24 protein-coding genes and 3 pseudogenes are annotated in these 26,595 nt (G+C 67.8%); 12 read left to right on the forward strand and 15 right to left on the reverse strand.

Going from position 1 to position 26,595, the window contains the following annotated elements; translation table 11 throughout:
* Positions 1-32: 32 nt before the first annotated feature.
* From ACH4TL_RS10190 to ACH4TL_RS10200, 3 genes are all read left to right on the forward strand, one after another.
* Entirely contained in the window at positions 33-1,061 is a 1,029-nt protein-coding gene (locus ACH4TL_RS10190) for an alcohol dehydrogenase catalytic domain-containing protein (protein ID WP_398309043.1), read from the forward strand.
* A 40-nt stretch (positions 1,062-1,101) separates the two neighbouring features.
* A complete protein-coding gene (locus ACH4TL_RS10195) occupies positions 1,102-1,953 on the forward strand; it encodes an aldo/keto reductase (protein ID WP_398309040.1) in 852 nt (283 codons plus the stop codon).
* 95 nt (positions 1,954-2,048) lie between these two features.
* A complete protein-coding gene (locus ACH4TL_RS10200) occupies positions 2,049-2,753 on the forward strand; it encodes a flavodoxin (protein ID WP_398309037.1) in 705 nt (234 codons plus the stop codon).
* A gap of 42 nt (positions 2,754-2,795) precedes the next feature.
* On the opposite strand, the pseudogene ACH4TL_RS10205 reads toward ACH4TL_RS10200, so the two are convergent.
* Both ACH4TL_RS10205 and ACH4TL_RS10210 read right to left on the reverse strand, forming a co-directional pair.
* A pseudogene (locus ACH4TL_RS10205) lies at positions 2,796-2,999 on the reverse strand (hypothetical protein); the annotation flags it as partial.
* A gap of 90 nt (positions 3,000-3,089) precedes the next feature.
* On the reverse strand, positions 3,090-3,644 hold the full coding sequence (locus ACH4TL_RS10210) for a MarR family winged helix-turn-helix transcriptional regulator (protein ID WP_398309034.1): 555 nt from the start codon (positions 3,642-3,644) through the stop codon (positions 3,090-3,092).
* A 100-nt stretch (positions 3,645-3,744) separates the two neighbouring features.
* Between ACH4TL_RS10210 and ACH4TL_RS10215 the strand changes: the two genes are divergently transcribed.
* Positions 3,745-4,284: a cupin domain-containing protein gene (locus ACH4TL_RS10215; protein ID WP_398309031.1), complete on the forward strand. Its 540-nt coding sequence runs from the start codon at positions 3,745-3,747 to the stop codon at positions 4,282-4,284.
* Positions 4,285-4,427: 143 nt separating this feature from the next.
* On the opposite strand, the pseudogene ACH4TL_RS10220 reads toward ACH4TL_RS10215, so the two are convergent.
* From ACH4TL_RS10220 to ACH4TL_RS10230, 3 genes and pseudogenes are all read right to left on the reverse strand, one after another.
* A pseudogene (locus ACH4TL_RS10220) lies at positions 4,428-4,634 on the reverse strand (hypothetical protein); the annotation flags it as partial.
* Positions 4,635-5,186: 552 nt separating this feature from the next.
* Positions 5,187-5,840, reverse strand: coding sequence for a LuxR C-terminal-related transcriptional regulator (locus ACH4TL_RS10225; RefSeq protein WP_398309028.1), 654 nt, complete (start codon positions 5,838-5,840; stop codon positions 5,187-5,189).
* A complete protein-coding gene (locus tag ACH4TL_RS10230; RefSeq protein WP_398309025.1) occupies positions 5,828-7,069 on the reverse strand; it encodes a sensor histidine kinase in 1,242 nt (413 codons plus the stop codon). The genes ACH4TL_RS10225 and ACH4TL_RS10230 overlap by 13 nt, the downstream gene beginning before the upstream one ends.
* A gap of 317 nt (positions 7,070-7,386) precedes the next feature.
* Here ACH4TL_RS10230 and ACH4TL_RS10235 point away from each other — a divergent pair, with 317 nt between their 5' ends.
* The 3 genes from ACH4TL_RS10235 (at position 7,387) to ACH4TL_RS10245 (ending at position 11,531) form a co-directional block, all read left to right on the forward strand.
* Positions 7,387-8,136, forward strand: coding sequence for an ABC transporter ATP-binding protein (locus tag ACH4TL_RS10235; RefSeq protein ID WP_398311487.1), 750 nt, complete (start codon positions 7,387-7,389; stop codon positions 8,134-8,136).
* 3 nt (positions 8,137-8,139) lie between these two features.
* Positions 8,140-10,710 (forward strand): ABC transporter permease, encoded by a 2,571-nt coding sequence (locus tag ACH4TL_RS10240; RefSeq protein WP_398309023.1) that lies wholly within the window; start codon positions 8,140-8,142, stop codon positions 10,708-10,710.
* 485 nt (positions 10,711-11,195) lie between these two features.
* Positions 11,196-11,531 carry a hypothetical protein gene (locus tag ACH4TL_RS10245; RefSeq protein ID WP_398425201.1) on the forward strand — a complete coding sequence of 112 codons (336 nt, stop codon included), beginning with the start codon at positions 11,196-11,198 and terminating at the stop codon, positions 11,529-11,531.
* On the opposite strand, the gene ACH4TL_RS10250 is transcribed toward ACH4TL_RS10245, so the two are convergent.
* From ACH4TL_RS10250 to ACH4TL_RS10265, 4 genes and pseudogenes are all read right to left on the reverse strand, one after another.
* Complete coding sequence (locus tag ACH4TL_RS10250; protein ID WP_398309017.1) at positions 11,492-11,977, reverse strand: GNAT family N-acetyltransferase; 486 nt, start codon at positions 11,975-11,977, stop codon at positions 11,492-11,494. The genes ACH4TL_RS10245 and ACH4TL_RS10250 overlap by 40 nt on opposite strands.
* Before the next feature lie 292 nt (positions 11,978-12,269).
* Positions 12,270-12,692, reverse strand: a pseudogene (locus ACH4TL_RS10255) (hypothetical protein); the annotation flags it as partial.
* 53 nt (positions 12,693-12,745) lie between these two features.
* Positions 12,746-13,732, reverse strand: a complete 987-nt coding sequence (locus tag ACH4TL_RS10260) for an aldo/keto reductase (protein ID WP_398309014.1) — start codon at positions 13,730-13,732, stop codon at positions 12,746-12,748.
* Between the two features lie 133 nt (positions 13,733-13,865).
* Positions 13,866-14,822 (reverse strand): zinc-binding alcohol dehydrogenase family protein, encoded by a 957-nt coding sequence (locus ACH4TL_RS10265; RefSeq protein ID WP_398309011.1) that lies wholly within the window; start codon positions 14,820-14,822, stop codon positions 13,866-13,868.
* 349 nt (positions 14,823-15,171) lie between these two features.
* Between ACH4TL_RS10265 and ACH4TL_RS10270 the strand changes: the two genes are divergently transcribed.
* The 4 genes from ACH4TL_RS10270 (at position 15,172) to ACH4TL_RS10285 (ending at position 19,694) form a co-directional block, all read left to right on the forward strand.
* Positions 15,172-16,215, forward strand: coding sequence for an NAD(P)-dependent alcohol dehydrogenase (locus ACH4TL_RS10270; RefSeq protein WP_398311484.1), 1,044 nt, complete (start codon positions 15,172-15,174; stop codon positions 16,213-16,215).
* A gap of 260 nt (positions 16,216-16,475) precedes the next feature.
* Positions 16,476-17,465 (forward strand): aldo/keto reductase, encoded by a 990-nt coding sequence (locus ACH4TL_RS10275; RefSeq protein ID WP_398311481.1) that lies wholly within the window; start codon positions 16,476-16,478, stop codon positions 17,463-17,465.
* A gap of 147 nt (positions 17,466-17,612) precedes the next feature.
* Positions 17,613-18,614 (forward strand): aldo/keto reductase, encoded by a 1,002-nt coding sequence (locus ACH4TL_RS10280; RefSeq protein ID WP_398311478.1) that lies wholly within the window; start codon positions 17,613-17,615, stop codon positions 18,612-18,614.
* Between the two features lie 210 nt (positions 18,615-18,824).
* The gene (locus ACH4TL_RS10285) at positions 18,825-19,694 is read left to right on the forward strand and encodes a helix-turn-helix domain-containing protein (RefSeq protein ID WP_398309008.1); all 870 of its coding nucleotides are present in this window, start codon (positions 18,825-18,827) and stop codon (positions 19,692-19,694) included.
* A 66-nt stretch (positions 19,695-19,760) separates the two neighbouring features.
* On the opposite strand, the gene ACH4TL_RS10290 is transcribed toward ACH4TL_RS10285, so the two are convergent.
* From ACH4TL_RS10290 to ACH4TL_RS10315, 6 genes are all read right to left on the reverse strand, one after another.
* On the reverse strand, positions 19,761-21,347 hold the full coding sequence (locus tag ACH4TL_RS10290) for a Na+/H+ antiporter (RefSeq protein WP_398309005.1): 1,587 nt from the start codon (positions 21,345-21,347) through the stop codon (positions 19,761-19,763).
* Between the two features lie 88 nt (positions 21,348-21,435).
* On the reverse strand, positions 21,436-21,807 hold the full coding sequence (locus ACH4TL_RS10295) for a DUF2255 family protein (RefSeq protein WP_398309002.1): 372 nt from the start codon (positions 21,805-21,807) through the stop codon (positions 21,436-21,438).
* 43 nt (positions 21,808-21,850) lie between these two features.
* Positions 21,851-23,242: an MFS transporter gene (locus ACH4TL_RS10300; RefSeq protein WP_398308999.1), complete on the reverse strand. Its 1,392-nt coding sequence runs from the start codon at positions 23,240-23,242 to the stop codon at positions 21,851-21,853.
* A 113-nt stretch (positions 23,243-23,355) separates the two neighbouring features.
* Positions 23,356-24,372: a zinc-dependent alcohol dehydrogenase family protein gene (locus ACH4TL_RS10305; RefSeq protein ID WP_398308996.1), complete on the reverse strand. Its 1,017-nt coding sequence runs from the start codon at positions 24,370-24,372 to the stop codon at positions 23,356-23,358.
* A 38-nt stretch (positions 24,373-24,410) separates the two neighbouring features.
* A complete protein-coding gene (locus ACH4TL_RS10310; RefSeq protein ID WP_398308993.1) occupies positions 24,411-24,818 on the reverse strand; it encodes a cupin domain-containing protein in 408 nt (135 codons plus the stop codon).
* Positions 24,819-24,911: 93 nt separating this feature from the next.
* Positions 24,912-25,244, reverse strand: coding sequence for a carboxymuconolactone decarboxylase family protein (locus ACH4TL_RS10315; protein ID WP_398308990.1), 333 nt, complete (start codon positions 25,242-25,244; stop codon positions 24,912-24,914).
* Positions 25,245-25,491: 247 nt separating this feature from the next.
* On the opposite strand from ACH4TL_RS10315, the gene ACH4TL_RS10320 reads away from it, so the two are divergent.
* Positions 25,492-26,364 carry a helix-turn-helix domain-containing protein gene (locus ACH4TL_RS10320; RefSeq protein ID WP_398308987.1) on the forward strand — a complete coding sequence of 291 codons (873 nt, stop codon included), beginning with the start codon at positions 25,492-25,494 and terminating at the stop codon, positions 26,362-26,364.
* Positions 26,365-26,595: the final 231 nt, after the last annotated feature.

Genomic DNA, 26,595 nt, shown 5'->3' on the forward strand with positions numbered 1-26,595 from the left:
CCCGCACGACCCCCGTTTGGAGTAATCCCCCGATGCGTGCAGCAGTGATGTACGGAGCCGGTGACGTCCGCGTCGAGGACCGGCCCGACCCGAAGATCGTCCAGCCCACCGACGCCGTGGTTCGCGTCGTCGCCTCCTGTGTGTGCGGCAGCGATCTGTGGCCTTACGCCTCGATGCCCGCCACCGGCACCGGCCGCCCCATGGGGCACGAGTTCCTCGGTGTCGTCGAGGAGACCGGTCCGGACGTGACCGGCCTGAAGAGCGGTGATCTGGTCGTCGCCCCGTTCACCTACAGCGACAACACCTGCGACTACTGCGTCAAGGGCCTGCACATCTCCTGCCGCAACGGCGGCCGGTACGGCTTCGACGGCGTGGACGGAGGGCAGGGCGAAGCCGTCCGTGTCCCGCACGCGGACGGCACTTTGGTGAAGCTGCCGGTGGCTGCCGACTCTGCGCTGCTGCCGTCGCTGCTGGCGCTGTCCGACGTGATGACCACCGGCCACCACGGCGCCTTCACCGCCGGCGTCGGCCGCGGGGATACGGTGCTGGTGGTCGGGGACGGCGCGGTCGGCCTGTGCGCGGTGATCGCCGCCAAGCGGCTCGGTGCCGAGCGGATCGTGCTCGCCGGCCGCCACCAAGCCCGCACCGGCCCGGGCCGCGAGTTCGGCGCCACCGACGTGGTCGCCGAGCGCGGCCGGGAGGGCATCGCCCGGATCCGCGAGCTGACCGGCGGCGTGGACAAGGTCATCGAGGCCGTCGGCACCCGCCAGGCCCTCGACACCGCGCTGGGCGCGGTCCTGGACGGCGGCACCATCAGCCGCCTCGGCGTCCCCCAGTACGAGCAGGGACCGATCGGCCCGGCCGGGTTCATGCGCAACATCACCCTGACCGGCGGCGCCAGCCCCGCCCGCGCCTACATCCCCGAACTGCTCGCCGACGTCGTGGACGGCACCATCAGCCCCGGCCGCGTCTTCGACCAGACCTTCCCCCTCGACCGGGCACCGGACGCCTACCGGGCCATGGCCGACCGCCAGGTCCTCAAGGCACTCCTCCGCCCCTGACCACCCGCCCCCTACCCGCACAGCGAAGGACGTCCCGCTCATGCAGACCGTCACCCTCAACAACGGCGTCGAGATGCCGCTCCTCGGCTTCGGTGTCTACCAGATCCCCGCCGAGGACACCGAGCGCGCCGTCTCCGAAGCCCTGGCCGCCGGCTACCGCCTGCTGGACACCGCCGCCGCCTACGGCAACGAAGAAGCCGTCGGTCACGCCATCAAGTCCAGCGGCATCCCGCGCGAGGAGCTGTTCGTCACCACCAAGCTGTGGGTCCAGGACGCCCCCGCCCAGGACAACGCCCGCCGCGCGTTCGAGACGTCCCTGACCAAGCTGGGCCTGGATCACCTCGACCTGTACCTGATGCACCAGCCCTTCGGCGACGTCTACGGCCAGTGGCGCGCCATGGAGGCGCTCAACCGCGAGGGCGCGGCGAAGGCGATCGGCGTCGCCAACTTCTACCCCGACCGACTGATCGACCTGATCCTCAACAACGAGATCACTCCGCAGGTCAACCAGATCGAGACCCACCCCTTCTTCCAGCGCGCCGACTACCAGGACCTCATGCGCGAGCACGGCGTGCAGATCCAGTCCTGGGGCGGGTTCGCCGAAGGCAAGAACGACCTGTTCACCAACCCGCTGCTCGCCGGGATCGGCAAGCAGCACGGCAAGTCCGTCGCCCAGGTCGTGCTGCGCTGGCTCACGCAGCGCGGCGTCATCGCCATCCCCAAGTCGGTGCGGGCCGAGCGCATGGCCGAGAACTTCGACGTCTTCGACTTCGAGCTCACCGACGAGCAGATGGCCCAGATCGCCACCCTCGACACCGGCAGCTCCCTGTTCTTCGACCACCACGACCCCGAGATGGTCACCTGGCTCGCCAGGCGCCGCCTGGACAGCTGAAGGCAAGACAACCCCTCGTCGGCCGCGGGTGCCCCGAACGCCAGGGGCACCCGCCCGGCCCCGCACTCTTCGCGGCGCACCGGGAGCCGTCCACCGTGATCACGCCACAGCACCATGCCGCCCTGCCGAGCCGGCGCACCGTTCTGCGCGGCGCGCTGCTGACAGCAGCCGCCGCTTCGAGCGTGACCCACCTTGCGGGCTGCTCACCGTCCTCACCACCGCCCAGCGCCTCCCCCGCTCCCTCCCAGTCCGCCGTGACGACCGGAAGCCCCGTGAAACGAGTCCTGCTGGCCTGCTTCTCCCGCCCGGGCGAGAACTACTACTACGGCGGGCGTACCGACCTGAAGGTCGGCAACACCGAGGTGCTCGCCGAGAAGATCACCGGCCGCATCGCCTGCGACACCTACCGGATCCAGGCCGCCGTCCCCTACCCGCGCGACTACGGCGCGACGGTGAAGCGCAACGTCCGCGAGCAGGACACCGACGCCCGACCGGCCATCGAAGGCCGCCGGCCCTCCCTCGACGGCTACGACACCATCCTCCTGGCCAGCCCCATCTGGAACGTCCGGGCACCCATGATCATGACGACGTTCACCGAAGCCCTCGACTTCCGCGGCAAGACCGTCCACCCGGTCACCACGTACGCCATGAGCGGCCTGGGCACCACCGAACGCGACTACGCCGCCTCCTGCCCCGGAGCGACCCTCGCCGAGGGCCTCGCAGTACGCGGCGAAGAGGTCAAGGACGCCGACACCGAAGTCGAGGCATGGCTGCGACGCATCGGGCTGCCCGCCAGGTGACCGCTCTGCCGAGCACGTCTCGGCTCGGCCGGGACCGCGAGCTCACGGCTGCTCGGCGGCCTCGTCCGCATCGCCGGAGGCCGGGTCCCGCAGCGGGCGCGGACCACCGCCGGCGGGGACGGCGCCACGGAAGCTGTAGCGGCCCAGGCAGTTGAGGTTCGCGTGGCGCAGCGGGGACAGGCGGGCGATGTCCTCGTCCAGGACCTGCCGGAGACCGCGTTCGTGCCCTTGACCAGCCAGGCCAGCCGGGCGCAGGCCGTGCCGGGAACGCCCTGCACGCCGTGGCGTCACTTCGGATTCCGGGCCGTGCTGGGCGCGCGGACCGATGCCCGGCGTTTACACAGCGCGGGTCGGCCCGGTGTCACTCACGGCGCGGAGGAGGCCGCGCAGGGCCCGGTGGAGAGTCGCGCGTTCTTCCGCGGTGAGCGACGCGAGGAGGCGGTTCTCGTTGGCGACGTGGTCGGTCACGGCGGCGTCGACGACTTCATAGCCGCGGCCGGTGAGGGAGACCCGGAAGCTGCGGCGGTCGGCGGGATCGAGGGTGCGTTCCACCAGGCCCGCCGCCTCCAGGCGGTCCAGACGGTTGGTCATTCCGGCGCGGGAGAGCATCAGGGTCTTGGCGAGCACCGACGGAATCAGGGTGTACGGGGGACCCGAGCGGCGCAAGGCGGCCAGCACGTCGAACTCGCCGGACTGCAGGCCGTGGCGGGTGAACACCTCATCGAGGGCCGGGGCAAGGAGGAGGGAGAGCTGCCCGAGCCTGCCGAAGACACCCATGGCCACGAGGTCCAGATCAGGTCGTTCCCGCTGCCACTGGGCAAGGACCTCGTCCACCGTGTCGGTGTGCTGCGACTGCCCGGTCTTCTGGCTCTGCTGAGTCTTCTTCACCACGTGCCCCATGCTATTCGAGACCAGATAATTCGCTGTCGTACTATTCGACGCGTAACCAACTGCTCTGGCGAAAGTCGGGCCGGATGAACGGAAGCGACAGATGTCCTTGATCACCTCAGATGGCCGAAGTGCGGTATTCCTGCGGGAGGCCGAGGCGGAAACGCTGAGCGGTGCGGCGAACACCACGCGGCTCTTCGCCGATTCCAGCACCACCTCAGGGGCGCTGAGCAGTCAGCGGGTGACCTTGCGTCAGGGTGCCGACGGGGCGGTGCCGCACCACCACAACAACTCCGCCGAACTCTTCTTCGTCCTCGGCGGCAGACTTCAGGCGCTCGCCGGGGATGAGGTGATCATCGCGGACGAAGGCGACTTCCTTGTCGTGCCCCCGGGCATGCCGCACGCCTTCGCGGCCGAGCCGGGTTCGGACGCCGATGTGCTGATCGTCATCGCCCCCGGCGTCGAGCGATTCGAGTACTTCCGCCTGCTGGACCGAGTCCGCCGGGGAACCGCCGACCCGCAGGAGATCCTGGACGCTCAGGACCGCTTCGACAACCATTTCCTCGACAGTCCGGTGTGGAGCCGGGCTCGATCCCGCCGTACGCCCGCCCGCGGAGGACGTACCCCTGGCCGCGGAGACTGACCGCGACCGCTCTTCTCCTGGTCCTCACGAGGAGGAGCGGACTGTTCCGCTTACGCCACGGTGCCGTCCGGAGCGTCACGCGGTGGTCGTACCTATCCCCAGCCCTGCTCCCACGCCGCTCGGGTGCGAGACGACGCCGTTCCCTATGCGGTGCTGGGACCGTGGAGGAAGCGAAGCAGCACGGCCGCCTCCGCGCGCAGCTGCGCGGCTCGGTCAGCGTGCGCGGGCGCAGTCGACTGCGCCGCAACCTCCAGTCGCTCGGCAACCTCGGCGCGCACGACATCCACCACACCGCACTCGCTCAGCTCACGCGGCACTGCTTCGGTGGCGCCGACACCAACCGGCGACTGCTAACCGCGTGAGCCGCCATTCCAGATCCGACTTCTCACTTCCCTGCGGGGCGGCACCTCTTCGGCGGTGACGGACAGCGCGCAGATCTGAGCCCGCCTGGCATCGGGTGTTCTCCAACGCGACCCGCCGTGGTGGTGTGGGCCGCGGTCCGTGATCTCACGCAGCGGATGACGGAACAGTCCGGTGTGTGGGGACGGGTGCAGAGAACTGCACCTGTGGACTGCAGGAAGCTTGACTCCCGGGGCTCCTCCCCGGGAATTATTCTCACTGTGCAGTGAGCCCAACTCCGGGCCGTTCTGTTCTTCATTCCTCACGGCGAAAGGAAACATGATGTCTGAATGGCAGGCTCCAAAAGAACGTCGGTTGTGGCCGTGGGTGTTGCTGGCCATTGTGGCAGTGGGTGTCTGTATCAATGTGACGCTCAGCTTGGTGTAGCCGGCATGTCGGGATTCATCGTCTGGGGGTCTGGCGCGCCACCGTGAGCTGATCGGGGTGGCGCGGTGCCTGCCGGGCTGAGGGGTGTGACTGGACGTGGCCGGCACGCCCCTTGTTCATGCGTTGGCGGCGTTCAGGTACGCGAGCACGGCGCGTACGCGTCGGTGGCTGCCGTCGGTCGTGGGAAGACCGAGTTTGCTGAAGATGTTCCCGATGTGCTTGTTCACCGAGGTCTCGGCGATGAACAAGAGCCTTCCGATGGCGGTGTTGCCATGCCCTTCGGCCATCAGGGACAGCACCTCGCGCTCCCGCGAACTGAGCGCGGCCAACGGGTCGTTGCGTGTTCTGCGGACCATGAGCTGTGAGATCGCCTCGGGATCTATCGCGACACCGCCCTCCGCGACCCGTTCCAGTGCTTGGAGGAACTCCTCGATGCGGCCGATCCGGTCCTTGAGCAGGTATCCGACCCCGGAGGCATCCTGGGCGAGCAGCTTGGACGCGTAAGCCTGCTCGACGTACTGGGACAGCACCAGTACCGGCAGGCCGGGGATCTCCATCCGGGCGGCCATCGCGGCGCGCAGCCCCTCGTCCCGGAAGTCCGGCGGCAGCCGAACGTCCAGAACGGCGACGTCCGGCCGGTGTTCCAAAAGCGTGGGCAGGAGGCTGCCCCCGTCCGCCACCATCGCGCAGATTTCATGCCCGGCGTTGGTCAGCAGGAGCGACAGTCCCTCCCGCAGCAGGGTGTTGTCCTCGGCGATCACGATCCGCACGGCAGCTCCACTCGGAGTGTGGTCGGCCCTTTGTCCGGGCTGGTCAGCTCTGTAGTCCCATCGAACGCCGCGACTCGGCGCCTGATACCCCGGATCCCGCTTCCGGCGTCCTCCGACGCACCGCCCCGGCCGTTGTCCCACACGGAGATCAGAATCCTGTCCCTCGTGGTGTGCAGCCGGACCTGGGCCTCGGTGGCGCCGCTGTGTTTGGCGACGTTCGTCAGGGCTTCGGCAACCACGAAGTACGCGGCGGATTCGACGGCGATGGGAGCCCGCCCACCCGCCGTGGCCATCTCGACGTCCAGCTCGGTGGGCACCTGGCAAGCGGCGACGAGGGACCGTACCGCTTCGGCCAGTCCGCGGTCGACGAGGATCGGGGGGAAGATGGCGCGCACGGCCTGGCGCAGCTGTGCCAGGGCCTGCTCGGCCAGTTCGTGCGTCCGGCCGATCATTTCCGGCAGCTGTTCCGGGTGGCGGGTGACCGCCTGTTTGATCAGGCCAAGGTGCAGGGAGATGCTCACCAGACCGGCCTGGGCGCCGTCGTGCAGATCGCGCTCGATGCGGCGCAGCTCCGCGGCATGGGCGTCGAGGGCCTCGGCGCGCGATGCGGTCAGTTCCTCGATCCGGCGTGCGAGGGCCACCTTGCGGCGCCGTGCCTTGAGCAGGAAACGGGTCATCCGCGCGTGGGACCGGGCCAGCGTCGGTACGAGGAACGCGGCCAGCGCGGCGTAGGCCAAGCCGACGGCCACCGCTGCCAGCGAATCCGTCCAGGAGCTGACCTCCCAGAAGAGGAACTGCACCCGCGGTACGAGAAGCCACCACAGCGGAGTGGTCAGCCAGCTCACCGCTCCCACGCACAGGCCGAGCGCCAGAGCGCAGTTGAACAGTCCCAGAAGTGCGTGTAGCGGCAGCCACGCGAGATCGGCGTAGGTGGCCCGGTCGGTCAGCATGGTGTGCGCCTGGACCAGCAGACCGCCCTTGGGCACGCGGTAGTCCGACCCGATCCCGGTGCCCAGTACCTCCGCTGCCCGGCGGCGATGGGCGTCGGCGCTGCGGCGTAATCGGCTCAGGGAGGCAGGCAACAGCAACAGCCCTGGCCCCAGCAGGCTCAGCGCGAAGACGAAGAGCAGCGCATACAGCCCCAGCAGGCCGACCAGCGCGGTGCCACCGCTGAGCAGGACATACGGCACGGACGCAAAGAACCGGGAGACGAATGCCCGCCAGGTCATCGTGCGAACGGAGTCCGTGTGGATAGTTCTGTGGTAGCCCACAGTCATCTCCCGCCCCACCCCTCCACACACGTCGTGCGCACATTATCACCGGCGTCCAGCTCGCTGCCTTGTTCCTGGTGGCGACTGGTAGATAAAAGGTGCAGCAAGCTGCACCTTTTATCTACCAGTGCACACCGTGTCCTGTGGCAATCCACGTCCTTAGCGTTGGTGCGGACAGCAGATGAACTCTTCGTCAAAGGGGGAAAACGGCGGTGGGTCAAGGTGCGGGTGCCGGCGGGATATCCAGCGGCGAAACACAGGACACGGTTGCGGGGATCGCCGCGCCGCAATCCGGAAGCCGCTGGGCGGTCCAGCTCCAGGGCGTGAGCAAGACGTACCGACGGGGCGCGGGGAAGATCGCGGCCCTGCGTGACCTGACCATCAATTTCGATCGGGGCAGCTTCACCGCTGTCATGGGTCCCTCCGGCGCGGGCAAGAGCACTTTCCTGCACTGCGCGGCGGGACTCGACCGGCCCAGCTCCGGTTCGGTGCACCTGGGCGGCACGGACCTGGCGACACTGAACGAGGCCGAACTCACGATGCTCCGCCGGGAACGGGTCGGATTCATCTTCCAGGCCTACAACCTGCTCGCCTCGCTGACGGTGGCGGAGAACATCACCCTGCCCATGATGCTCGCCGGGCAGACGCCGGAACCCGCATGGTTCGATCAGGTCGTGCACCAGGTCGGACTGGCCGACCGTACGGGCCACCGGCCCTCCCAGCTCTCCGGCGGCCAGCAGCAGCGGGTGGCCATCGCCAGGGCTCTGATCACCCGCCCCGAAGTCATCTTCGCCGATGAGCCGACCGGAGCCCTGGACACCCGCACCGGACGGCAGGTCCTCCAGCTCCTGCGCCACGTCGTGGACACCACCGGGCACACGGTGGTGATGGTCACCCACGACCCCGTCGCGGCCTCCCACGCGCACCAAGTGGCCTTCCTCGCCGACGGCTGCTTCGCCGAGGTGATGAGGTTCCCGACACCCGAGCGGGTGGCGGAGCGCATGACACGCCTCGGGGAGTGGTGAACGATGATCTTCCGACTCGTCCGCATGACCCTCAGGGAACGCAAGGCGGGACTCGTCGGTGCGTTCGTCGCGCTGGTCGGCGCATCCGCCTTGGTCACCGCGTTCGGCATCCTTCTCCAGTCGGGCATCGGGTCCGGCGTCCCCACCCAGCGTTACGCGGGAGCCGCCGTTGTCGTCAGCGGCGAACAGACCTTCAAGGTCCGTGACGGCAAGACCAAGGAGAAGCCGCTGGCCGAACCGGCCGCGCTGGACCGCGGCCTGGTCCGCGAGATCGCCCGGGTACCGGGCGTCCGCAAGGCCGTCGGCGATATCAGCTTCCCCGCCCAGGTGGTGAACGGCTCCGGCGACCTGGTGGACGGCGACAACGACCGGCCCTCCACGGGACACGGCTGGGACAGCGCGGTCCTCGGCCCCTTCGAACTGACCGGTGGACGGGCACCGGAGCGGACCGGCGAGGTCGTGCTCGACGAACACCTCGCCGAGCGGGCTGAGCTCGCCCCGGGAGACCGGGTGAAGCTGGCGACCACCCAGTCCGCCGCCCGGTTCACGGTCACCGGCATCGCCAGGCTCAAGTCCGCGGACACACAGCTGCGCTCCGCCCCCATCTTCTTCACCGAATCCGACGCGACGCGGCTGTCCCGCGACCCAGGCCGGGTGCAGGCAGTCGGAGTCATCGCCACGTCGGGAACTGACGCGGAGAAGCTCGCGGAAAGGATCGAGGACGCCCTGCCCGGGCAGGCGGTCAGCACGCGAACCGGCTCGGACCGCAGCCAGGTGGAGAACCCCGATGTGGCCAACGCTCGGGAAGAACTCCAGGAACTGGCCGGCTCGCTCGGCGCGACGGTCATCCTCATCGTGATGATCGTGGTGGCGAGTACCCTGGCACTCAACGTGCACCAGCGCCGTCGTGAACTGGCCCTGCTGCGCGCCATCGCCGCCACTCCCCGGCAGGTCTACAAGATGATGGCCGCCGAGGCACTGCTCGTCTCGGGTGTGGCAACAGTGCTCGGCTGCTTCCCCGGAATTCTGGTCGCCCAGCTCATGCGGGCGGCGCTGACCACCATCGGCATGGTGCCCGAGGACTTCGCGCTCTCCTACGGGCCGGTACCCATGCTCGTCGCCGTGGCCGCCGGCATCATCGCCGCCGAAGTGGCGGCCCTTGGTGTGGCCCGGCGTGCGGTGGCCATCCGTCCGGTGGAGGCGATGGGCGAAGCGGCCGTGGACCAGCCGAAACTGGGCCGGGGCCGGGTGACTCTGGGCGTGGCGCTGTTCCTGCTCGGTGTCGCCGCCGCCCTGCTGCCGCTGTTCTTCGGCAGCATCTTCGCCGTAGCCGGAGCGGGCACCGGTGGCCTGGTGATGGTGATCGCGGTGCTGCTTCTGAGCCCTCCGGTGGTGAGCCTCTCGACACATCTGCTGGCCCGACCTGTCCGCGGGCGCACCGGCCCCCACGGCCGGCTGGCGGTGGCCAATACCCGGGCCAACGCGAGGCGGCTGGCCGCCGGGATCGGCCCGCTGACGCTCGCGATCGGATTCGCGATGGTGCAGCTTTTCATCCCCACCACGACCGCCGAGGCCGCCCGGGACCAAGCGGAACAAGGCACGGTGGCCGACTTCACCCTGAGCGGCGCCGCGGGCGGCGTCCCCGTGCCCGCGGCCACGGACGCGGCCCGTCTGCCAGGCGTGGCCGCGGCCACCGGAGTCGTCCGCGTGGAGCTGTCCGCCTCGCGCCCGCTATGGGGCTCGCCGGAAATCTTCGAGTACCAGGCCCAGGGGGTCACCCCCGAAGGGCTGGAGAAGACCATGGACCTGAAGGTGACCGACGGCAGCGTGAACCGGCTGCGCGAGGGGACCGTGGCCCTCAGCAGCGGCGCCGCCGACACGCTGGGTGTGAGCGTGGGCGAGCAGGCCCGGCTGCATCTGCCCGACGGCGTGGAAGCCAAGCCGGTAGTGGTGGCGGTCTACCAGCGGGGACTGGGGTTCGGTGATGTCACCCTGCCGCAGAGCACCGTTTTCCAGCACAGCAACCGGCGCGTGGACGACTCCGTGTTCGTCAAGGCGACGCCCGACGCCGACAAGGACAAGGTCAAAGCCGCGCTGGACGATCTCGGCGAGCGCTACCCCGGGACCGACGTCCTCGATGACGCGGGCATGTCGGCCGCTCAGGAGGACCGGGCGGCGTCCAGCGTGCTCACCAGCGCCCTTCCGCTGGCCCTGGTCTTCGGGTACCTGGCCATCGCGGTCGCCAACACGCTGGTGATGGCAACCCTGAGCCGCGTACGGGAGTTCGCCCTGCTCCGGCTCGTGGGCGCCCCCGCCCGGCAGGTGACGCTCATGATGAGGGTGGAGACAGTCATCGTCGTGATCACCGCGGTGGTCATCGGCAGTGCGGTGCCCTTGCTTCCCCTGGTGACCGTCAGCCTCGGACTGACCGGATCACCATGGCCGTACATCCCTCCGCTGCTGTACTCGGGGATCGTTGCGGCGGCGGCTGTGATCGGCGCGCTGGCGATCCTGCTGCCCACCCGATGGGCGCTGGGTACGGCGCCGGTACACGCCATCGGGCTGCGAGAGTAGTGGGGGCGAGGATCGCCACCGTCCTTGGGGAAGACCAGGGGTTCGCAACAAGGGCGAACTTGCCAAGGCAATGGTCGCCTGCGCCCTGGCCTCCCCGCTGCCGATCGCCTGGGTGACCGCGGATTCCGCCTACGGCCAGGAATGGCGCTTCCGCCACACGCTGGGCCGGAGCCGGCTACGTCCTGGCCGTGCCGAAGTCCCAGCACGTTCTCGGTCAACCCCACGCACTGGGGATGCTCATGTGCTATCGCTGCCGTCTAAAGGGTGGAAATTTGCTGAGCGCCCGTGTCATCTCCGCGCATTCGCGAAGGATGGCTGGGCGTTCCTGGGGCGCCGTGCCCCGAAGGCCTATGCAGCTGACGGCGAAGATGGTGATGCCGGTGAGGGCTGGGCGGAGGGAACAGCAGCACCCACGGCGACGCGCTGACCAGGTTGGTGAGTGTGGCCCACATCGGGCAGCCTCCACGATGTGTCATGCCGTCGTGGTGAGGCTGCGTGCCTGGCTTGACCCCACAAACGAGGGCTTCAGCGATGGCGGCGTCCACACTGCGCGTACGGATGACCCTGAAGTCGGCGCCGACGGTGGCCAGGGTGCCGAATGCGGTGTGGACCGCGTGGCGGACAAGGTCAGCGACGCCAGCGCCATCGTCGGCGATATCGCCCGAATCTCCAGCTTCAACCGCTCCCCACGCATCACCGAGCGCATCGCCGACCTTCGCACGGCCCTCACGCCCTGGCAGCGCAGCCGGGCCGTGCGCAAGCTCGACGACTTTCTGGCCCACTACCGGCTGACCGGCAGCTCCAGCACGAACAAGTCGTAGGCCGAGTAGTAGTCGTCATCATCCCCGGGAATCCTGCCGACCAGCTGCCACCCCCAGCCGGTGTACACCTTCTGCGCCGGAGCGTCTGGGCCCGTCGCGAGCGTTGCTCGCTCCTCGCTCCGAGTGCCGAGCACCGCGTCATGCAGCGTCCGGCCCACGCCATTCCCCTGCCACGCGCGCCGCACCTCGATCTCCGACAGCACCCACGTCCGCGACCCCGTCTCCTCCAAGAACGCCGCCGACGGCTCCGGCTGCACCCCTCCCCACCAGTGCGTGTCCCCGACCGGCAGGGTGTAGCCGAACACGAACCCGACGAGCCGGCCTTCAGCCCGCGCAACCACCAGGGTGAAGCCAGGCCGTGTGAACTGTTTCTCCGCCCGGCGGGCGGAACGCGCTCGTCTTCTCCTCGTGCGATTCCACCCCGTACGCGTCCGCGTACGCGTCACACAACTCCTCCAACAAAGCAGTGGCGCCCTCAGCGTCGTGGTGCGTCAGGGACGCGTTGTTCATTGTCATGCCGACGAGGCTAGGACAGCCCACCATGTGGAAAAGGGTCCATTTTCCACATGGCGATCAGGGGACTCTGGGGCTCCGCCAGTGGGCCGCGTAACCAGGGGGGTAACGGCAGGAGGCGGGATGGCCTCAACCAGCCGTTTGGCTGAGGCCATGCCACCTTGGGCTTGGTGTCACCGAGGCCCGCTGGGGGAGTGCCTCCCGTGGTTACTGCGAGATCGGCGGTCAGTCGGCCGCGGTGCCGGTGCGGCAGGGTGCTTCACGGTGAGTGACCATGTTGGGGTGTCTGTCTTCGGGCAGCGTGATCGCTCTGAAGGTATCGACAGAGCACGGTTGTGCGGACGCGAGTGCTGTTCGAACGTCGGGCAGGCAGGGGATGGTCGACCGACGGCATGAGGCATTCCCGGAACGCCGACTGGGGGTGCCGTGGATGCCTCCTGAGGTCAGCGTTCGAGCGAGCATCTGCAGTCCCGCCTCCGTGTGCGTCTCACCCGCGGCGGGCGGCAGGCTGCTGGGCTCTTGGATCTGCACAGCGGCCAGATGGACGCAATCGGCTGCGGTGTTCTCCTCGACCCGGTGCACGCGCTTGGTACCAGGAATGGGTGAGATGTTGCCACCCTGCGCATGCAGCCAAACAAGAACGATCTGCGCGGGAGTGGCACCTGCTTCGGCCGCGACGGCCTGGACTCTCCCGTCGGCCGTTACTTGTCGACAAGCGACATGTGGTGCTCGTTGTAACGGTTACCCTGTACCCCGACTCGACTGGCGAGTTCGTTGAGGGCTGTCAGTTCGTCTGCGGAGAGCGGCAGCTGGGTGGCGCCGATGTTCTCCTCGATGCGGGCGATACGCCGCGTTCCGGGAATCGGCACGATCGATGAATGCTGCGCAATGAGCCAGGCGAGTGCGACCTGCCCGGGCGTGGCACCCTTGGCCTGGGCGAGCGTTGCGATGTGCTCGACGAGAGCCCGGTTCGCCGCCCGGTTCTCCGCCGTGAACCGAGGGATCGTCGTGCGGACGTCGCCATCCGCGAACGATGTCGACGCGTCCACCGTCCCGGTCAGGAATCCTTTGCCGAGCGGGCTGAACGGCACGAAGCCGATCCCGAGTGCCGTGCAGGTCGGCAGAACCTGCTGCTCGGGATCCCGTGTCCACAGTGAGTACTCGCTCTGCACTGCCGTCACCGGGTGGACGGCATGTGCACGGTGGATGGTTTGCGCACTGGCCTCGGAGAGCCCGAAGCAGCGGACCTTGCCCTCCTGGACGAGTTCGCCCACTGTGCCGGCGACGTCTTCGATCGGCACCTCCGGGTCGACGCGGTGCTGGTAGAAGAGGTCGATCGTTTCGACCCGGAGCCGCTTGAGGGAGGCTGTAGCGACCGCACGGATCTGTTCGGGGCGGCTGTTGAGTCCGACGGGAGCACCGTTCTCGATGCGGAAACCGAACTTGGTGGCGATCACTACCTGATCACGCACCGGGGCGAGGGCTTCACCGACGAGCTCCTCGTTGACGTAGGGGCCGTAGACCTCCGCGGTGTCGATGAACGTGACCCCTTGGTCGACGGCCCCACGGAGCACGGCGATCATGTCGTTTCGGTCACCAGGGTTGGGACCATAACTCTGCGACATTCCCATCGCGCCGAGGCCGATAGCCGAGACACGCAGGTCTTGTCCGAGCATTCGCGTGTGCATGTTTTCTCCTTATTGCCGAATATGTCGTTTGCTCTTGAATTCCGGATAATGTTCGGATGGGAAGCGAGAGCAAGAGGGCATTCGGTATTCCGGGCGTCTACTTAAGCGAAGCGGCTTCTGGTGAGGCGTGCCCTCACATGCCGCGGTCGAAATTGAGCACGATCCGCTCACGCAGGCCGCCCTGGTCCAGGCGGATGTGCGCGGCCACCGCATCGCTCGCGTCGAAGGTCATGGCGGGGCGGAGCGTGATGGTGCCGTCCTCGACCTGGTCGCAGAGACGGACGATGGCGTCCCGGTCCGACCGCCGCTCGCGCACGTTGAGGTGCTTGACACTGATTCCACGCCCGGGATCGCCGTCCCAGACGCGCAGGATGCCGATCTGGCCGCCGTCACGGACGGCGGGAGTGATCTGTTCGTGCAGCAAGGCGGCGTCGGCGACAGCGTCCACCGGAGCGCCAAGCTCATCGCGTACCCGCTCGGCGATGCCAGGGCCGCGGGGGACCACTACCTGTGCTCCCAGCGAGCGCACGAGGTCCACATCGTTCTCGGCCGCGACCGCCACGACACGAAGGCCCTCGGCGGCAGCGAGTTCGACAAGGTATCCGCCGACCGATCCCGCGGCCCCCGTCACCAGGATTGTTGTTCCTGGTCGCAGCCGGAATGCGTCGAGCACATTCCGAGCAGTGAGCGCATTGTTGAGGAAACCGGCTGTCTCGGCAGCTGACGCTCCCGAGGGAGCGATGGCCACGGACTCCGCGGAAAGGGCGAGATATTCGCTGTAGCCACCGTGGCTCCCACTGTTGTCAACAAATCCGACGACGTGCGCACCTGGTACCAGGCCCCAGCGATGGTCGACGTCGCTTCCTACCTCTTCGACGGTTCCGGCGACCTCCATCCCGGGAACGAAGGGCGGGGTGAGGCCCTGGTACATCTGCCCCAACTGCTCGGACCGGACCATCGCGTCGACCGGATTCACCCCGGCGGCGTGAACACGGAGCCGCACTTCGCCGGCTTCAGGGCGCGGGTCCGGGAGCTCGAACGACTGCAGTACTTCCGGGCCGCCGAACTCGCTCAGTCCAATGACCTTCATCCGGCCGTTCCTCACTTCTTGCGGTGTGACATGGCGAGGCTTAATGCATTTCTCGCCGCGAGCCAGAAATCATCGTACCCAGAGCACTCGATCCTGAAGGGGGGAAGGATTTTTCCCAGGATAAAACCTTCCCCTGTACACAGATGGCTGGACGTGGCAGCTTGTTATGTATGGCAGCAGCGGACGCGGCCAAGGACTCTTGCGTCCGGACGGATGCCGCACAACATCGGTCCCGTGAAATTCAGGCCTCCTGAGCGAGCGATCCGTGGCGGACGAGGCTGCCTACAGGCATGCAGTGACAACCGTGGTTGCTGCGGCTACGACCAGTTTCATCCCCGTTTGGAGAATCGTGTTCAGCGTCAACGCGTACGCCGCTACGTGCGCGACCGAACCGCTCACTCAGACCACCATCGAGCGCCGCGATGTCGGCCCGCACGATGTCCTGATCGAGAACAAGTACGTCGGCATCTGCCACTCGGACATCCACCACGTCCGTGGCGACTGGGGTCCGGTGCACTATCCCGTGGCCCCCGGCCACGAGATCGCCGGAGTGGTCACCCAAGTCGGCTCCGAGGTCACCAAGCACACTGTCGGCGACCGCGTCGGCGTTGGCTGCATGGTCAACTCGTGCCGCACCTGCGACTCCTGCCGCAAGGGTGAGGAACAGTACTGCCTCAACGGCACCACGCTCACCTACGGTTCCCAGGACAGGGACGGGACTCCGACTCAGGGCGGATACACCACCCACACCGTCGTCGACGAGCACTTCGTCGTCCGTGTCCCTGACAGCGTCGCCTTGGGCGAGGCCGCCCCGCTGCTGTGTGCGGGAATCACCACCTATTCGCCGCTGCATCGCTGGGGCGCCGGGCCTGGCAAGAACGTCGCTATCGTCGGGCTGGGCGGACTCGGGCACATGGGCGTCAAGTTCGCGCATGCGATGGGCGCGGAAGTGACCGTTCTATCCCAGTCGTTGAAGAAGATGGACGATGGTCTGCGCATGGGTGCTGACCACTATCGCGCCACGGGCGACCCGGCCACCTTCGAGGAACTGGCGGGCACCTTCGACCTCATCATCAACACGGTGAGCGCCAAGCTCGACGTCGATGCCTACCTCTCGCTGCTGGCAGTCGGCGGCACCATGGTCAACGTCGGTGCTCCGGCGGAACCACTGTCACTGAACGTGTTCTCCCTCCTCGCACGTGGCCGGTCATACGCCGGCTCGTCGATCGGCGGAATCAGGGAGACCCAGGAGATGCTGGACTTCTGTGGCGAGCACGGCATCGGCGCGGAGATCGAGACCATCCCGGTTGAGAAGATCAACGAGGCGTACGAGCGAGTCCTCTCCTCCGACGTCCGCTACCGGTTCGTGATCGACATCGCGACGCTGGCCTGACTCGGACCGCAAGGGTGAGACCGCTGCGGTGCAACCCTTGGGCTGCATCGGGACGTCCGCGTACAGGAAGAACCACGACCGGCAACACAGAAAGACGTCAGCGGGCGACGTAGCCGACGTCAACGGCGGCGGTACGCCGACCACGAAACTGGCGGGTTGTCGGGGGTGGGGCCTGCCCTGCCCTTCAAACGGATGTACGAGACCTGATGGCCCCGTACGCGACGTACTGCCACTACCAGATAGAAGCACCACCGATGACGATGACGTACAACCACCTCGGCCGAACAGGTCTGAAGGTGAGCAAGCTCGGCCTGGGGACCATGAACTTCGGCTGGGTCACCGACGAGTCCAGCAGTTTCACCATCCTCGACCGCGCAGTTGAGGAAGGTATCAACTTCGTCGATACCGCCGACGTGTACGGCGGCCCGCAGTCGCCCGACATGGAGGTGGGCTATGGCCTCTCCGAAGAGATCATCGGCCGCTGGCTGGCCCAGGGCGGTGGCCGGCGCGGCCAGATCGTGCTGGCGACCAAGCTCTACCAGCCCACGGGTACCGGCCCGAACGACAAGTACCTGTCGGCCTACAAGATCCGCAAGGCCGCCGAAGACAGCCTACGACGGCTGAAGACCGACCACATCGACCTGTATCAGATGCACCACGTCGACCGTTCGACACCGTGGGACGAGATCTGGCAGGCCATGGAGCAACTCGTCCGCGAGGGCAAGGTCACCTACGTCGGCAGCAGCAACTTCGCCGGCTGGCACATCGCCACCGCCCAGCAGGAAGCCGACAAGCGCCACTTCCTCGGTCTCGTCTCCGAGCAGAGCCTCTACAACCTCAACGCCCGCACGGTCGAACTCGAACTGATCCCCGCGCTGCGCCACTACGGCCTCGGCCTGATCCCATGGAGCCCGCTGGGCGGCGGCCTGCTCGGCGGCGCCCTGCAGAAGGCCGACAACGGTCGACGCTCATCCCCCGACTTCCTGGCCACTGTCGAGCACTACCGGTCGCAGCTCGAACGGTACGAAGCCCTGTGCGCGGACCTCGGCGAGCGACCCGCCGACGTCGCGCTCGCCTGGCTGCTGAACAACCCGGCGGTGGCGACCACCATCGTCGGGCCGCGAACCTCCGAGCAGCTGTACCAGACACTTCGAGCCCCGCAGCTGAGCCTTTCCCCGGAGACTCTTCGAGAGCTCGACGAGATCTGGCCGGGTCCCGGAGGCGAGGCTCCCGAAGCGTACGCCTGGTAGCTCGGCGAGCAAGGCGTCAAGTGTGGCCGCTTGATCTTGTACCGCTACCGCTACCGCGACGCCAAGCGCGTCGCCTGTTGCTTCGGTGGCCGCCTCACGGCTGCAATCCGTCAGCGGAATTTGCTATTACCGTCAACTGGAGTATTTATGCAATATGCACGACTTGGAACCTCAGGGCTCGTTGTCAGTCGGCTCGCGCTCGGCTGTATGACTTTCGGGGATACCTCGAGCGGTTTCAGTAAATGGGCACTTAGTGAAGAGGAATCGGAGCCGGTCTTTCGGCAGGCTGTCGAACTGGGCATCACATTCTGGGACACCGCCAACGCCTACAGTTTCGGCAGTTCGGAAGAGATTGTCGGGCGCGCGATCAAGAAGTACTCGCGCCGCGAGGACATCGTGCTTGCCACCAAGGTCTTCTATCCGATGCACACCGGCCCCGGTGGCTCCGGAACGTCACGCAAGGCGATCATGGAGCAGATTGACGCGTCGCTGACCCGGCTCGGCACCGACTACGTGGATCTCTACCAGATCCATCGCCTCGACTACGAGACGCCCGCTGAAGAGACGATGGAGGCCCTTCACGATGTCGTGAAGGCGGGCAAGGTGCGTTACATCGGTGCATCGTCGATGCTGGCGTGGGAGTTCTCCAAGCTGCAATACACCGCTGACCTGCATGGATGGACGCGGTTTGTCTCCATGCAGGATCAGTACAACCTCCTCATGCGTGAAGAGGAACGGGAGATGTTCGGCCTGCTCGCCGATCAAGGTGTCGGGAGCGTTCCCTGGAGCCCGCTGGCGCGCGGTCGGCTTACCCGGCCATGGGGTGAGGAGACCCTTCGATCCGAAAGCGACCCCGCGTACGGGCGCCTGTTCGTCGAAGAGGAGTCGAATCGGGAGATCGTCAACGCAGTGCAGTCGGTGGCCCAGGCACGTGGGGTGTCCATGGCCACGATCGCGCTCGCGTGGGTCTTGGCGAATCCAGTCGTCAGCGCCCCGATCGTCGGGGCCTCCAAACCGCGACAACTGCTGGATGCCGCCGCGGCCCTCGACATCACGTTGACGGACGAAGAAATCGCTGCGCTCGAGAAGCACTACACGCCTCGGCTGGCAACCGGTATGAGCGCCGCTGACCGTCCGCCGGCGCGCTGAGCCACCTTGGACCGAGAAGGGCTCCGGACCGCAACCGGTGGACTACGGGGTGTTCCTGCGGAGCAGAGGAAGGTTTGCGGAGCCCCTCGGTGATGACTGGGGTCACACACCTCGTGCCCTTTGCCCGGCGTCTCGGCCTCCAGGTGACGACAGGGTTTGTGGTGGAGGGGCGTTTGGCGCGGGATCGCGGCAACGTGCGAAGCTGTGGGTGTGCGACGCGATCCGAGCCTTGAGGAACTGGGGGCCTTCCTCAAGGCGCGCCGTGCAAAGCTGAGTCCCGGCGAGGCCGGGCTGCCCGGCAGCGGTGAGTCACGGCGTGTTCCCGGTCTGCGGCGTGAGGAAGTCGCTCGGCTGGCCACGATCAGTACCGATTACTACACCCGGCTTGAGCAGGGACGTGTCCAGGCATCGAGGGCCGTCCTCGACGTGCTCGCGCAGGTGCTCCGCCTCCACTGCGATCAGCACGAGTACCTCCTGACCCTCGCGGGGAAGACGTCCTCGCCCACCGTCGGCCGGAGCGTTCGCCAACGGGTCCAGCCGCAGATGCGGCATCTGCTCGACGACCTCTACCTGACCGCGGGGTTCGTCATCGGGCGCAACACCGACCTGCTGGCGTGGAACGCCATGGCCGCCGCCCTGGTGATGGACTTCGGGCGTGTCCCGGAGGAGCAGCGGACCTATGTGCGCCTGGTGTTCACCGAGCCCGCGATCCGCGCGCTGTACCGGGACTGGGAGGACATGGCTCGCCTGGCCCTGTCCCACCTGCGCATGGACAGCAGGCGGAACCCCGACGACCCTCGACTGACAGCCCTCGTCGAAGAGCTTTCCGCGCTGGATCCGCAGTTCCGGCTGTGGTGGACCTCGCACGATGTCGCCGTGCGGGCCGGCGGCACGAGGTTGCTCCGGCATCCCGTGGTCGGCGACCTGGCCCTTGAGCGGTCCACCTTCATGTGCGCCGAGGATCCCGAGCAGCAGCTTGTGGTGTGGACCGCGGAGCCCGGAAGCCCGACACACGAGTCTTTGCGCTCTCTGGCGTCCACGATCGAGAGGACGCCGGAGGGACTGGACGGCGCCGTGTGACGTGTGCGCTGAGCAGGCAGAGCGGACCTGGGCTCTGGGACGTTGCGTGGTCGAGGCCGGCTCGGCTCACTCCACCTGCTCGCGTCCGGCCAGCCGTACCTCTTCGTAGTCCAGGGCGGTCTGGAGCCGGCGCAGCACGGTGTCGTCTATCTGCTGTTCATCGCGCAGGCGGACGACGGTCGCGCGCTTGTGGGCGATGAGGGCGAGGTGGAGGTCGGTGTAGTGGCGGTTGTGGAGCAGGGCGGGATTTTCGTCGGTGCCGGCGCCTCTGGCCCGTACGGTCGCCAGGTGGGCTTCGTGCTCCTGGCGCAGCCACTCCGTGACCTTGGGAGTGGTCCCCAGCTGGGCGGCGAGTTCCGGCAGTGCCTTGACGGCTTCCTCGGTCGCCGTGGTCTCGGCGAGGATCTGCTCCTCGTCGACCGACGTGTCGCGCGGCAGCCGGGCCCAGCGCACCACACCCGGCAGCAGCAGACCCTGCACCACGAGCGTCACCACGATGACGCCGGAGGTGACGAACACGATGAAGGCACGGTCGGGGAAGGTGGCGCCCGAGTCGACGGTCTCCGGTACGGACAGTGCAACGGCCAGCGACACCGCGCCCCGGAAGCCCGCGAAGCCGCTGACAGTGCGGGCGCGGTGACTGATCCTCCGCAGTCGCTGCTGCGGACGTCGGTCGATCAGGCGGATCAGGTAGGCGGAGGAGAACAGGAACGCGAACCGAACGAGGACCAGCACCACGCTGACCACGGCGATCGCGATCAGGGCAACCCGCAGATCGGAGCGGCTCAAGTGGCGGAACGCGTACTGGAGCTCCACCCCGACCAGGACGAACAGGGTGCCGTTGATGATGAAGGTCGCCAGCGGCCAGAAGGCCAACGCCTGGCGACGGTGCTCGGCGCGGATCAGGCTCGGAGCCACCTGCGCCATGATCAGTCCGCTCACGACGACCGCGATCACGCCGGAGGCGTGGATCAGTTCGGCGAGCAGATAGGCAGTGAACGGGGCCAGGATCATGACGAGATTGCCCAGCAGGGGATCGTCCAGGTGGCGCCGCAGGCTCATGTTGACCCAGGCGACCGCCACGCCCACAGCGGCCCCGCCGCCGTACGCCAGCAGGAACAACGCTCCGACGTGCGGAAGGGTGAGGTGCTCCTCGCCGACGGTGATGCCGACCGCCAGCCCGTAGACGACCAGCGCGGTGCCATCGTTGACGAGGCTTTCCGCCCGTAGCACGGTGACCTCACGGCGCGGCAGGGAACCGGCCAGGGCGCCGACCGCGGTCGCGTCGGTGGGAGCAACGGCCGCGCCCAGGACCCACGCCGCCCCCCACGGCAGTCCGAGCGCGTGCCCGGCGGCGGCGACGGCCCACGCGGTGAGGATCACCAGGACCGTGCTGAGCAGGACGATGCCGCGCAGGTTCGTGCGGATCTCGCGCATGGACGTGGTCAGGCTCTCCCAGTACAGCAGCACGGGGAGGAAGAGCAACAGTACGAGGTCGGGCGGGAGTTGAGTCTGGCGGACGGCTGGGACGAAGCCGAGAAGCGCGCCCACGACGAGCAGCACGACGGGCGGCGCGACGCCGAAGCGCTGCCCCAGGGCATTGCCCAGCAGCACGGCCGCGCCCAGGACGACGACGAGTTCAAGACCGAGCATGGCGCTTACTCCTGTGCTGGACCGGCTGCCGGTGGGGGGGGAGGGCAGCGGCTTCCGCCGGGACCGTCTTGCCCTTCGGAAGTCCTGTTCAGCGGGGGATCAGCCGCAGCGTCGTGGAGCGCGCGGCGACCATGGGGTTGACGTAGGCGCCGCCGTAGCGGCCGTACTTGGTGCGGTACGCCGTGTCGATGCGGTCGTTGATCTCGTCGTCCTGCACCTCCACGAAGGTGACGTCCTTGTCGACTCCGCCGGAGCGGATATGCCCCTCGTGGCTCGCACGTGCCGTGCGCCACCAGCCGCCATCCGTGCCTCGGAAGGAGCGGACGTAGAGGTCGTCACCGTCGCGGACGACCCAGATCGGCACCGATCCCCGCAGGGTGCCGTTGTGCCTGAGCGGCGCCATCTCCAACTCCTCAGCGGTGGCGATGCGGTTGAGTTCATCGCGTGTCCATGCCGTCATCGGTGTTTCTCCACATTCCTTGACTAGGGCGGGAAGCGGTTCGTCACGGTCGTCGGGTCGGCACCAGGAGCAGATTCGCCGCGGCGCTGACGAAGGCCATCACCGCGGTGATGGCCAGGCTTTCGCGCAGGCCGTGCAGGATGTCGTCGTCGGCCGCCAGCAGGGCGCCGAACACCGCGACGGCCAGGGCGCCGCCCAGTTGGCGGCTGGTGTTGAACACGCCTGCGGCCACGCCGGAGCGGTGGGCGGGAACGTTGTCCAGGAGGACCGCCGTCGTCGGAGCCATGGCCAGCGGGCCGCAAATGCCCACCGGAAGCATCACGAGGGACAGCGCCCACACGGGGGTGGAGGCGGGCAGGAGTGCCAGCACCGTCATGCCGGTGCCCATGCAGAGCATGCCGCCGACAATGGGCACGCGGGGTCCGAACCTCTCTGCCATTCTGGCCGCCAGCACGCTGACGAAGCCGGACAGGATGGTCATCGGTACGAAGGCCAGGCCGGTGGCGAAGGACGAGAGCCCGCGCTGCTCCTGGTAGTAGATGCTGTAGACGAACACCATGCCCTGGAAGCCGCCGATGAACGCGAAGCCGGTCCCCGAGGCGATCACCACGACCCGGGAGCGGAACAGGTCCAGCGGGACCATCGGGTGCTTTCCGCGTGCCTGGGCGCTGACGAAGACCGCCAGTGCCAGGACGCTGATAGTCAGCGACACGAGCACGCGGGGCGCGCCGAGCCCGTCGGCGCCGGCCTCGATCACACCGAAAGTCAGCGCTCCCATGGCCAGTACGGCCGCGATCTGCCCGGCCCAGTCCATCGGCACCTCGCGTCGCGGTGAATGCGCCACCCGGGCCAGCAGCAACAGCGCGGCCAAACCGACCGGCAGGTTGATGAAGAAGATCATCCGCCAGCTGACCAGATTCAGGGCGCCCCCTGCCACGGGGCCGGCGGCTGCGGCCACGGCGCCGCCGATGGTCCACAGCCCGATCGCCCGGGCTCGCTTGGCCGGGTCGCCATAGGCCTCGCGGATCAGCGTCAGAGACGACGGCGTCATCATCGCGGCGCCCAAGCCCTGCACCATGCGAGCGATGATCAGCGTCGCCAGGTCGGGCGCCACACCGCACGCCGCCGAGGAGGCGACGAACACCGCCAGACCGGTCCCGAAGGCACGCCGCGCACCGGCCCGGTCGCTCAGGGAACCCGCGGACAGCAGCAGCGCCGCGAACATCAGCGTGTAGCCATCCATCACCCACTGCAGTCCGCTCATGCCACTGCCGAAGTCACCGCGGATGTCGGGTAGGGCAACGTTGACAACCGAGGCGTCGAGGGTGATGACGAAGAAGCCGAGCACGGCGGCCGAGAGCGCGTAGACGGGGGCCGGACGGCGCTGCTGCGCACCATCAGCAGTGGATGGGGACGCGGCGAGCGGGGCGGACATGCGGGGACTCCTGGGACCGGGGAAGGCATACGAAGGGGGTCGCACATCGGCGACGGTGGTGCCGGCGGCTGCGGGCACAGCCGATCTCGCACCCACCGCCGCCTGGCTTCGGGTCATGGACGCAGCAGCGTCTTGATGGCGCGGCGTTCGTCCATGGCCTTGTAACCTTCGGCGACTTCGTCCAGGGACAGGGTGAGGTCAAAGACCTTGCCCGGGGTGATACGGCCGCTGAACACGCGGTCGATCAGGTCGGGAAGGTAGGCACGCACGGGAGCGGGGCCACCGCGCAGGCCGACGTGGGAGAAGAAGAGCTGCTCGCCGTCGACCTGCACGTTGTGGGGAACGCCGACGAAGCCGACGCCCCCGCCGGGGCGGGTGGACAGCAGTGCCTGGTGCATCGACTGCTGGGTGCCGACACACTCCAGGACCGAGTCGGCGCCGACACCGTTCGTCAGCTCCTTGACGCGGGCGACACCCTCCTCTCCGCGCTCGGTGATGATGTCGGTGGCGCCGAACTCCAGGGCCAGCTTCTGTCGGGACTCGTGCCGGCTCATAGCGATGATGCGCTCGGCGCCCAGCTCCTTCGCGGCGATGACGCCGGACAGGCCCACCGCGCCGTCGCCGACGACCACGGCCGTCGAACCGGCCTCGACCTCGGCCGCCTTGGCGGCGTACCAGCCGGTGCCCATGACGTCGGACAGGGCCAGCAAGCTCGGGACCAGCTCCTCCGTCGGCTGCTCCGGGGTGGCGATCAGGGTGCCGTCGGCGAGGGGGATACGGACGTACTCGGCCTGGCAGCCGTTGATGAACTCCCGGTGCTGGCAGGAGGTGTGGTAGCCGGTCCGGCAGATAGGGCAGGTGTTGTCGGAGGCGAAGAAGGAGCCGATGACGAACTGGCCGGGCTTGACGGTCGCTACGTCGCTGCCCACCTCTTCGACGATGCCGACGTACTCGTGCCCGATCGGGTGGGGCTCGGCGACCGGGTTGATGCCTCGATAGTCCCATAGGTCGGAGCCGCACACGCAGGTGGCAACGGTGCGTATGACTGCGTCCGTCGGTGCCACGATCTTCGGCTCGGGGGTGTCCTCAACCCGGATGTCACCGGGCGCGTGAATGATGGTTGCTCGCATGATGTTTTCTCAGGTTTAGTGGGGTGTCTGCCGTGGCGTCAGGGGTGGTTACGCGTGCTGACACGCGGGCCGTTGTACTCGTCGTCCGAGACGTGTTCGAGCCAGGTGGCGTCGTCCGTCTCCCAGAGGGCGAGGTGGGTCATGAACTGGCCGGGCGCGGCACCGTGCCAGTGTTCCTCGCTCGGCGGTGTGTAGAGGACGTCGCCGGGATGCGCCTCGATGATGTCGCTGCCACGAGACTGCACCAAAGCGATGCCCTCGACGATGTAGAGGGTCTGGCCCAAAGAGTGGGAGTGCCAGGCGGTGCGAGCACCGGGAGTGAACCGGACCATGTTGGCCCTCATGCGAGAGGGGCCCTCGCCACGGTAGATCACGTCGGCGTAGGCGTCGCCGGTGAACCACTCAGCGGGAAGCTTCATGGTTGGGGGCTGCGTCAGCAGTTCCATGTGTGTCTTTCCCTCGGGGGCGGTGCTGCCGCCGCGCGGTGCGGCGGCGGTATGTGGGGGCGAGTCCGTGATGGGGCGCGGCCGGTGGGGACCTCAGGCGGACTGGTCGGACTCCTCCACGATTGCCTTGAGCTGATTCACCGCCGTCATGGCGTTGGGCCATCCGGCGTAGAAGGCGAGGTGGGTGAGGGCCTCGATCAGCTCGTCCTTGGTGACGCCGTTCTCCAGCGCCTTGCCGAGGTGGAAACCGAGCTGGTCGGCGCGATAGAGAGCGGCGAGAGCGGTGACGGTGACCAGGCTGCGGTCGCGGGGGGACAGCCCCGGCCGCTCCCAGATGTCACCGAACAGGACCGTGTCGGTCACCTCGGCGAGCTTCGGGGCGAACTCCTGGATCGCCGGCGGCGCGAACTTCTTTCGTTCGGTCATGGAGTGGTGTTCCTAGCGTGTGTATCGGAATCCAGGTCACCCGGCCTTCAGCCGGGGGCCGGTTATGTGCTCACTGAAGAGAGGGGCCGCCTGTTTGAGGGGATTGCCTCGCCAGCCGGCCCCGGCCGCCGACCCTGCCACTATCGCGTGAGCCCGCAAAGGGGAGAATTCCATCCTCGGACAGGCTTATCCAGGGGAGAAATCCTTCCCCCCTTCTTGAAGACCGAGCGGTGAGAGACTGTCCAGCATGACCAGAGATCCGCACCTTAACGAGATGGGAGAGTTCCTCAAGGCACGAAGGGCCGAATTGCGCCCGCGAACCGTCGGTCTGCCCGACACCGGTTGCCGGCGGCGTGTGGCCGGCCTGCGCCGGGAGGAGGTCGCCCTGCTCGCCGCCATCAGTACCGACTACTACACACGGCTGGAACAGGGCCGCATCCAGCCGTCCGCGTCGGTCCTGGCCGCTGTCGTTCAGGTCCTGCATCTGGACAACGACCAGCGCGACTACCTGTTCGAACTGGCTGGTCGGCAGGCGGTACGATCCCGCCGCCAGGCCACGCAAAAGGTGCAGCCGCAGTTGCGGCGCCTGCTCGACGATCTGACAGCGACTCCTGGTGTGGTCATCGGCCGCCGTATGGACATCCTGGCTTGGAATCCGCTTGCCGCCGCCCTGCTCACGGACTTCGCAGAGGTGCCGGAAAGGAAGCGGAACTACGTGCGCATCCTCTTCACCGACCCGCGTATGAGGACGCTGTACGCGGATTGGCGCACCGTCGCACGTGATTGTGTGGCCCAGCTTCGCATGCTCGCCGCCAAGTATCCGGACGAACCGCGGCTGACCAGCCTGGTCGGCGAACTCTCCGTGCAGGACGAGGACTTCGGGCAGTGGTGGGGACGCCACCACGTGGCATCGCGCAGCATGGGCACGAAGAAGTTCCACCACCCTGTCGTCGGTGAACTTGTTCTCGACTGGGACACCCTCACCTGCAGTTCCAATCCCGACCAGGAACTGGTCGTCTGGACGGCGGAGCCCGGCAGCCCTTCGCACGACGGGCTGCGTCTTCTCGCGTCATGGGCCGCCGACCGGATCGACGACGCCGAGGCTGACCGGCTCAGCTGACGGCACGCCGTTGACCGTCTTCCTCCGGTCGGCTGCGGGCCTGATCACCTGCATCCTGCAACATGCCGTGGCGGCGTTTCACAGGCGGTGGTGCGTGAAACACCACGACGGCGGCCGCCCCGGGCGCTTCGTACAGTCACCGTCTGCGGACGGGATCCAGAATGGCTGAAGGGGGCACGACTGCCCGGTGTCCTAGATCAACGGAGGCGTCCTGTCAGCAGCGCCGACACG

Source organism: Streptomyces sp. NPDC021115 (assembly GCF_044333065.1).
GTDB lineage: Bacteria > Actinomycetota > Actinomycetes > Streptomycetales > Streptomycetaceae > Streptomyces.

Bases quoted from the DNA above. Each gene is read 5' to 3' on its own strand.
- ACH4TL_RS10260 (WP_398309014.1), bottom strand. From the start codon at position 13,732: ATGCACACGCGAATGCTCGGACAAGACCTGCGTGTCTCGGCTATCGGC.
- ACH4TL_RS10195 (WP_398309040.1), top strand. From the start codon at position 1,102: ATGCAGACCGTCACCCTCAACAACGGCGTCGAGATGCCGCTCCTCGGC.
- ACH4TL_RS10275 (WP_398311481.1), top strand. From the start codon at position 16,476: ATGACGTACAACCACCTCGGCCGAACAGGTCTGAAGGTGAGCAAGCTC.
- ACH4TL_RS10265 (WP_398309011.1), bottom strand. From the start codon at position 14,822: ATGAAGGTCATTGGACTGAGCGAGTTCGGCGGCCCGGAAGTACTGCAG.
- ACH4TL_RS10240 (WP_398309023.1), top strand. From the start codon at position 8,140: ATGATCTTCCGACTCGTCCGCATGACCCTCAGGGAACGCAAGGCGGGA.
- ACH4TL_RS10190 (WP_398309043.1), top strand. From the start codon at position 33: ATGCGTGCAGCAGTGATGTACGGAGCCGGTGACGTCCGCGTCGAGGAC.
- ACH4TL_RS10295 (WP_398309002.1), bottom strand. From the start codon at position 21,807: ATGACGGCATGGACACGCGATGAACTCAACCGCATCGCCACCGCTGAG.
- ACH4TL_RS10230 (WP_398309025.1), bottom strand. From the start codon at position 7,069: ATGACCTGGCGGGCATTCGTCTCCCGGTTCTTTGCGTCCGTGCCGTAT.
- ACH4TL_RS10310 (WP_398308993.1), bottom strand. From the start codon at position 24,818: ATGGAACTGCTGACGCAGCCCCCAACCATGAAGCTTCCCGCTGAGTGG.
- ACH4TL_RS10305 (WP_398308996.1), bottom strand. From the start codon at position 24,372: ATGCGAGCAACCATCATTCACGCGCCCGGTGACATCCGGGTTGAGGAC.
- ACH4TL_RS10320 (WP_398308987.1), top strand. From the start codon at position 25,492: ATGACCAGAGATCCGCACCTTAACGAGATGGGAGAGTTCCTCAAGGCA.
- ACH4TL_RS10280 (WP_398311478.1), top strand. From the start codon at position 17,613: ATGCAATATGCACGACTTGGAACCTCAGGGCTCGTTGTCAGTCGGCTC.
- ACH4TL_RS10300 (WP_398308999.1), bottom strand. From the start codon at position 23,242: ATGTCCGCCCCGCTCGCCGCGTCCCCATCCACTGCTGATGGTGCGCAG.
- ACH4TL_RS10315 (WP_398308990.1), bottom strand. From the start codon at position 25,244: ATGACCGAACGAAAGAAGTTCGCGCCGCCGGCGATCCAGGAGTTCGCC.
- ACH4TL_RS10290 (WP_398309005.1), bottom strand. From the start codon at position 21,347: ATGCTCGGTCTTGAACTCGTCGTCGTCCTGGGCGCGGCCGTGCTGCTG.
- ACH4TL_RS10215 (WP_398309031.1), top strand. From the start codon at position 3,745: ATGTCCTTGATCACCTCAGATGGCCGAAGTGCGGTATTCCTGCGGGAG.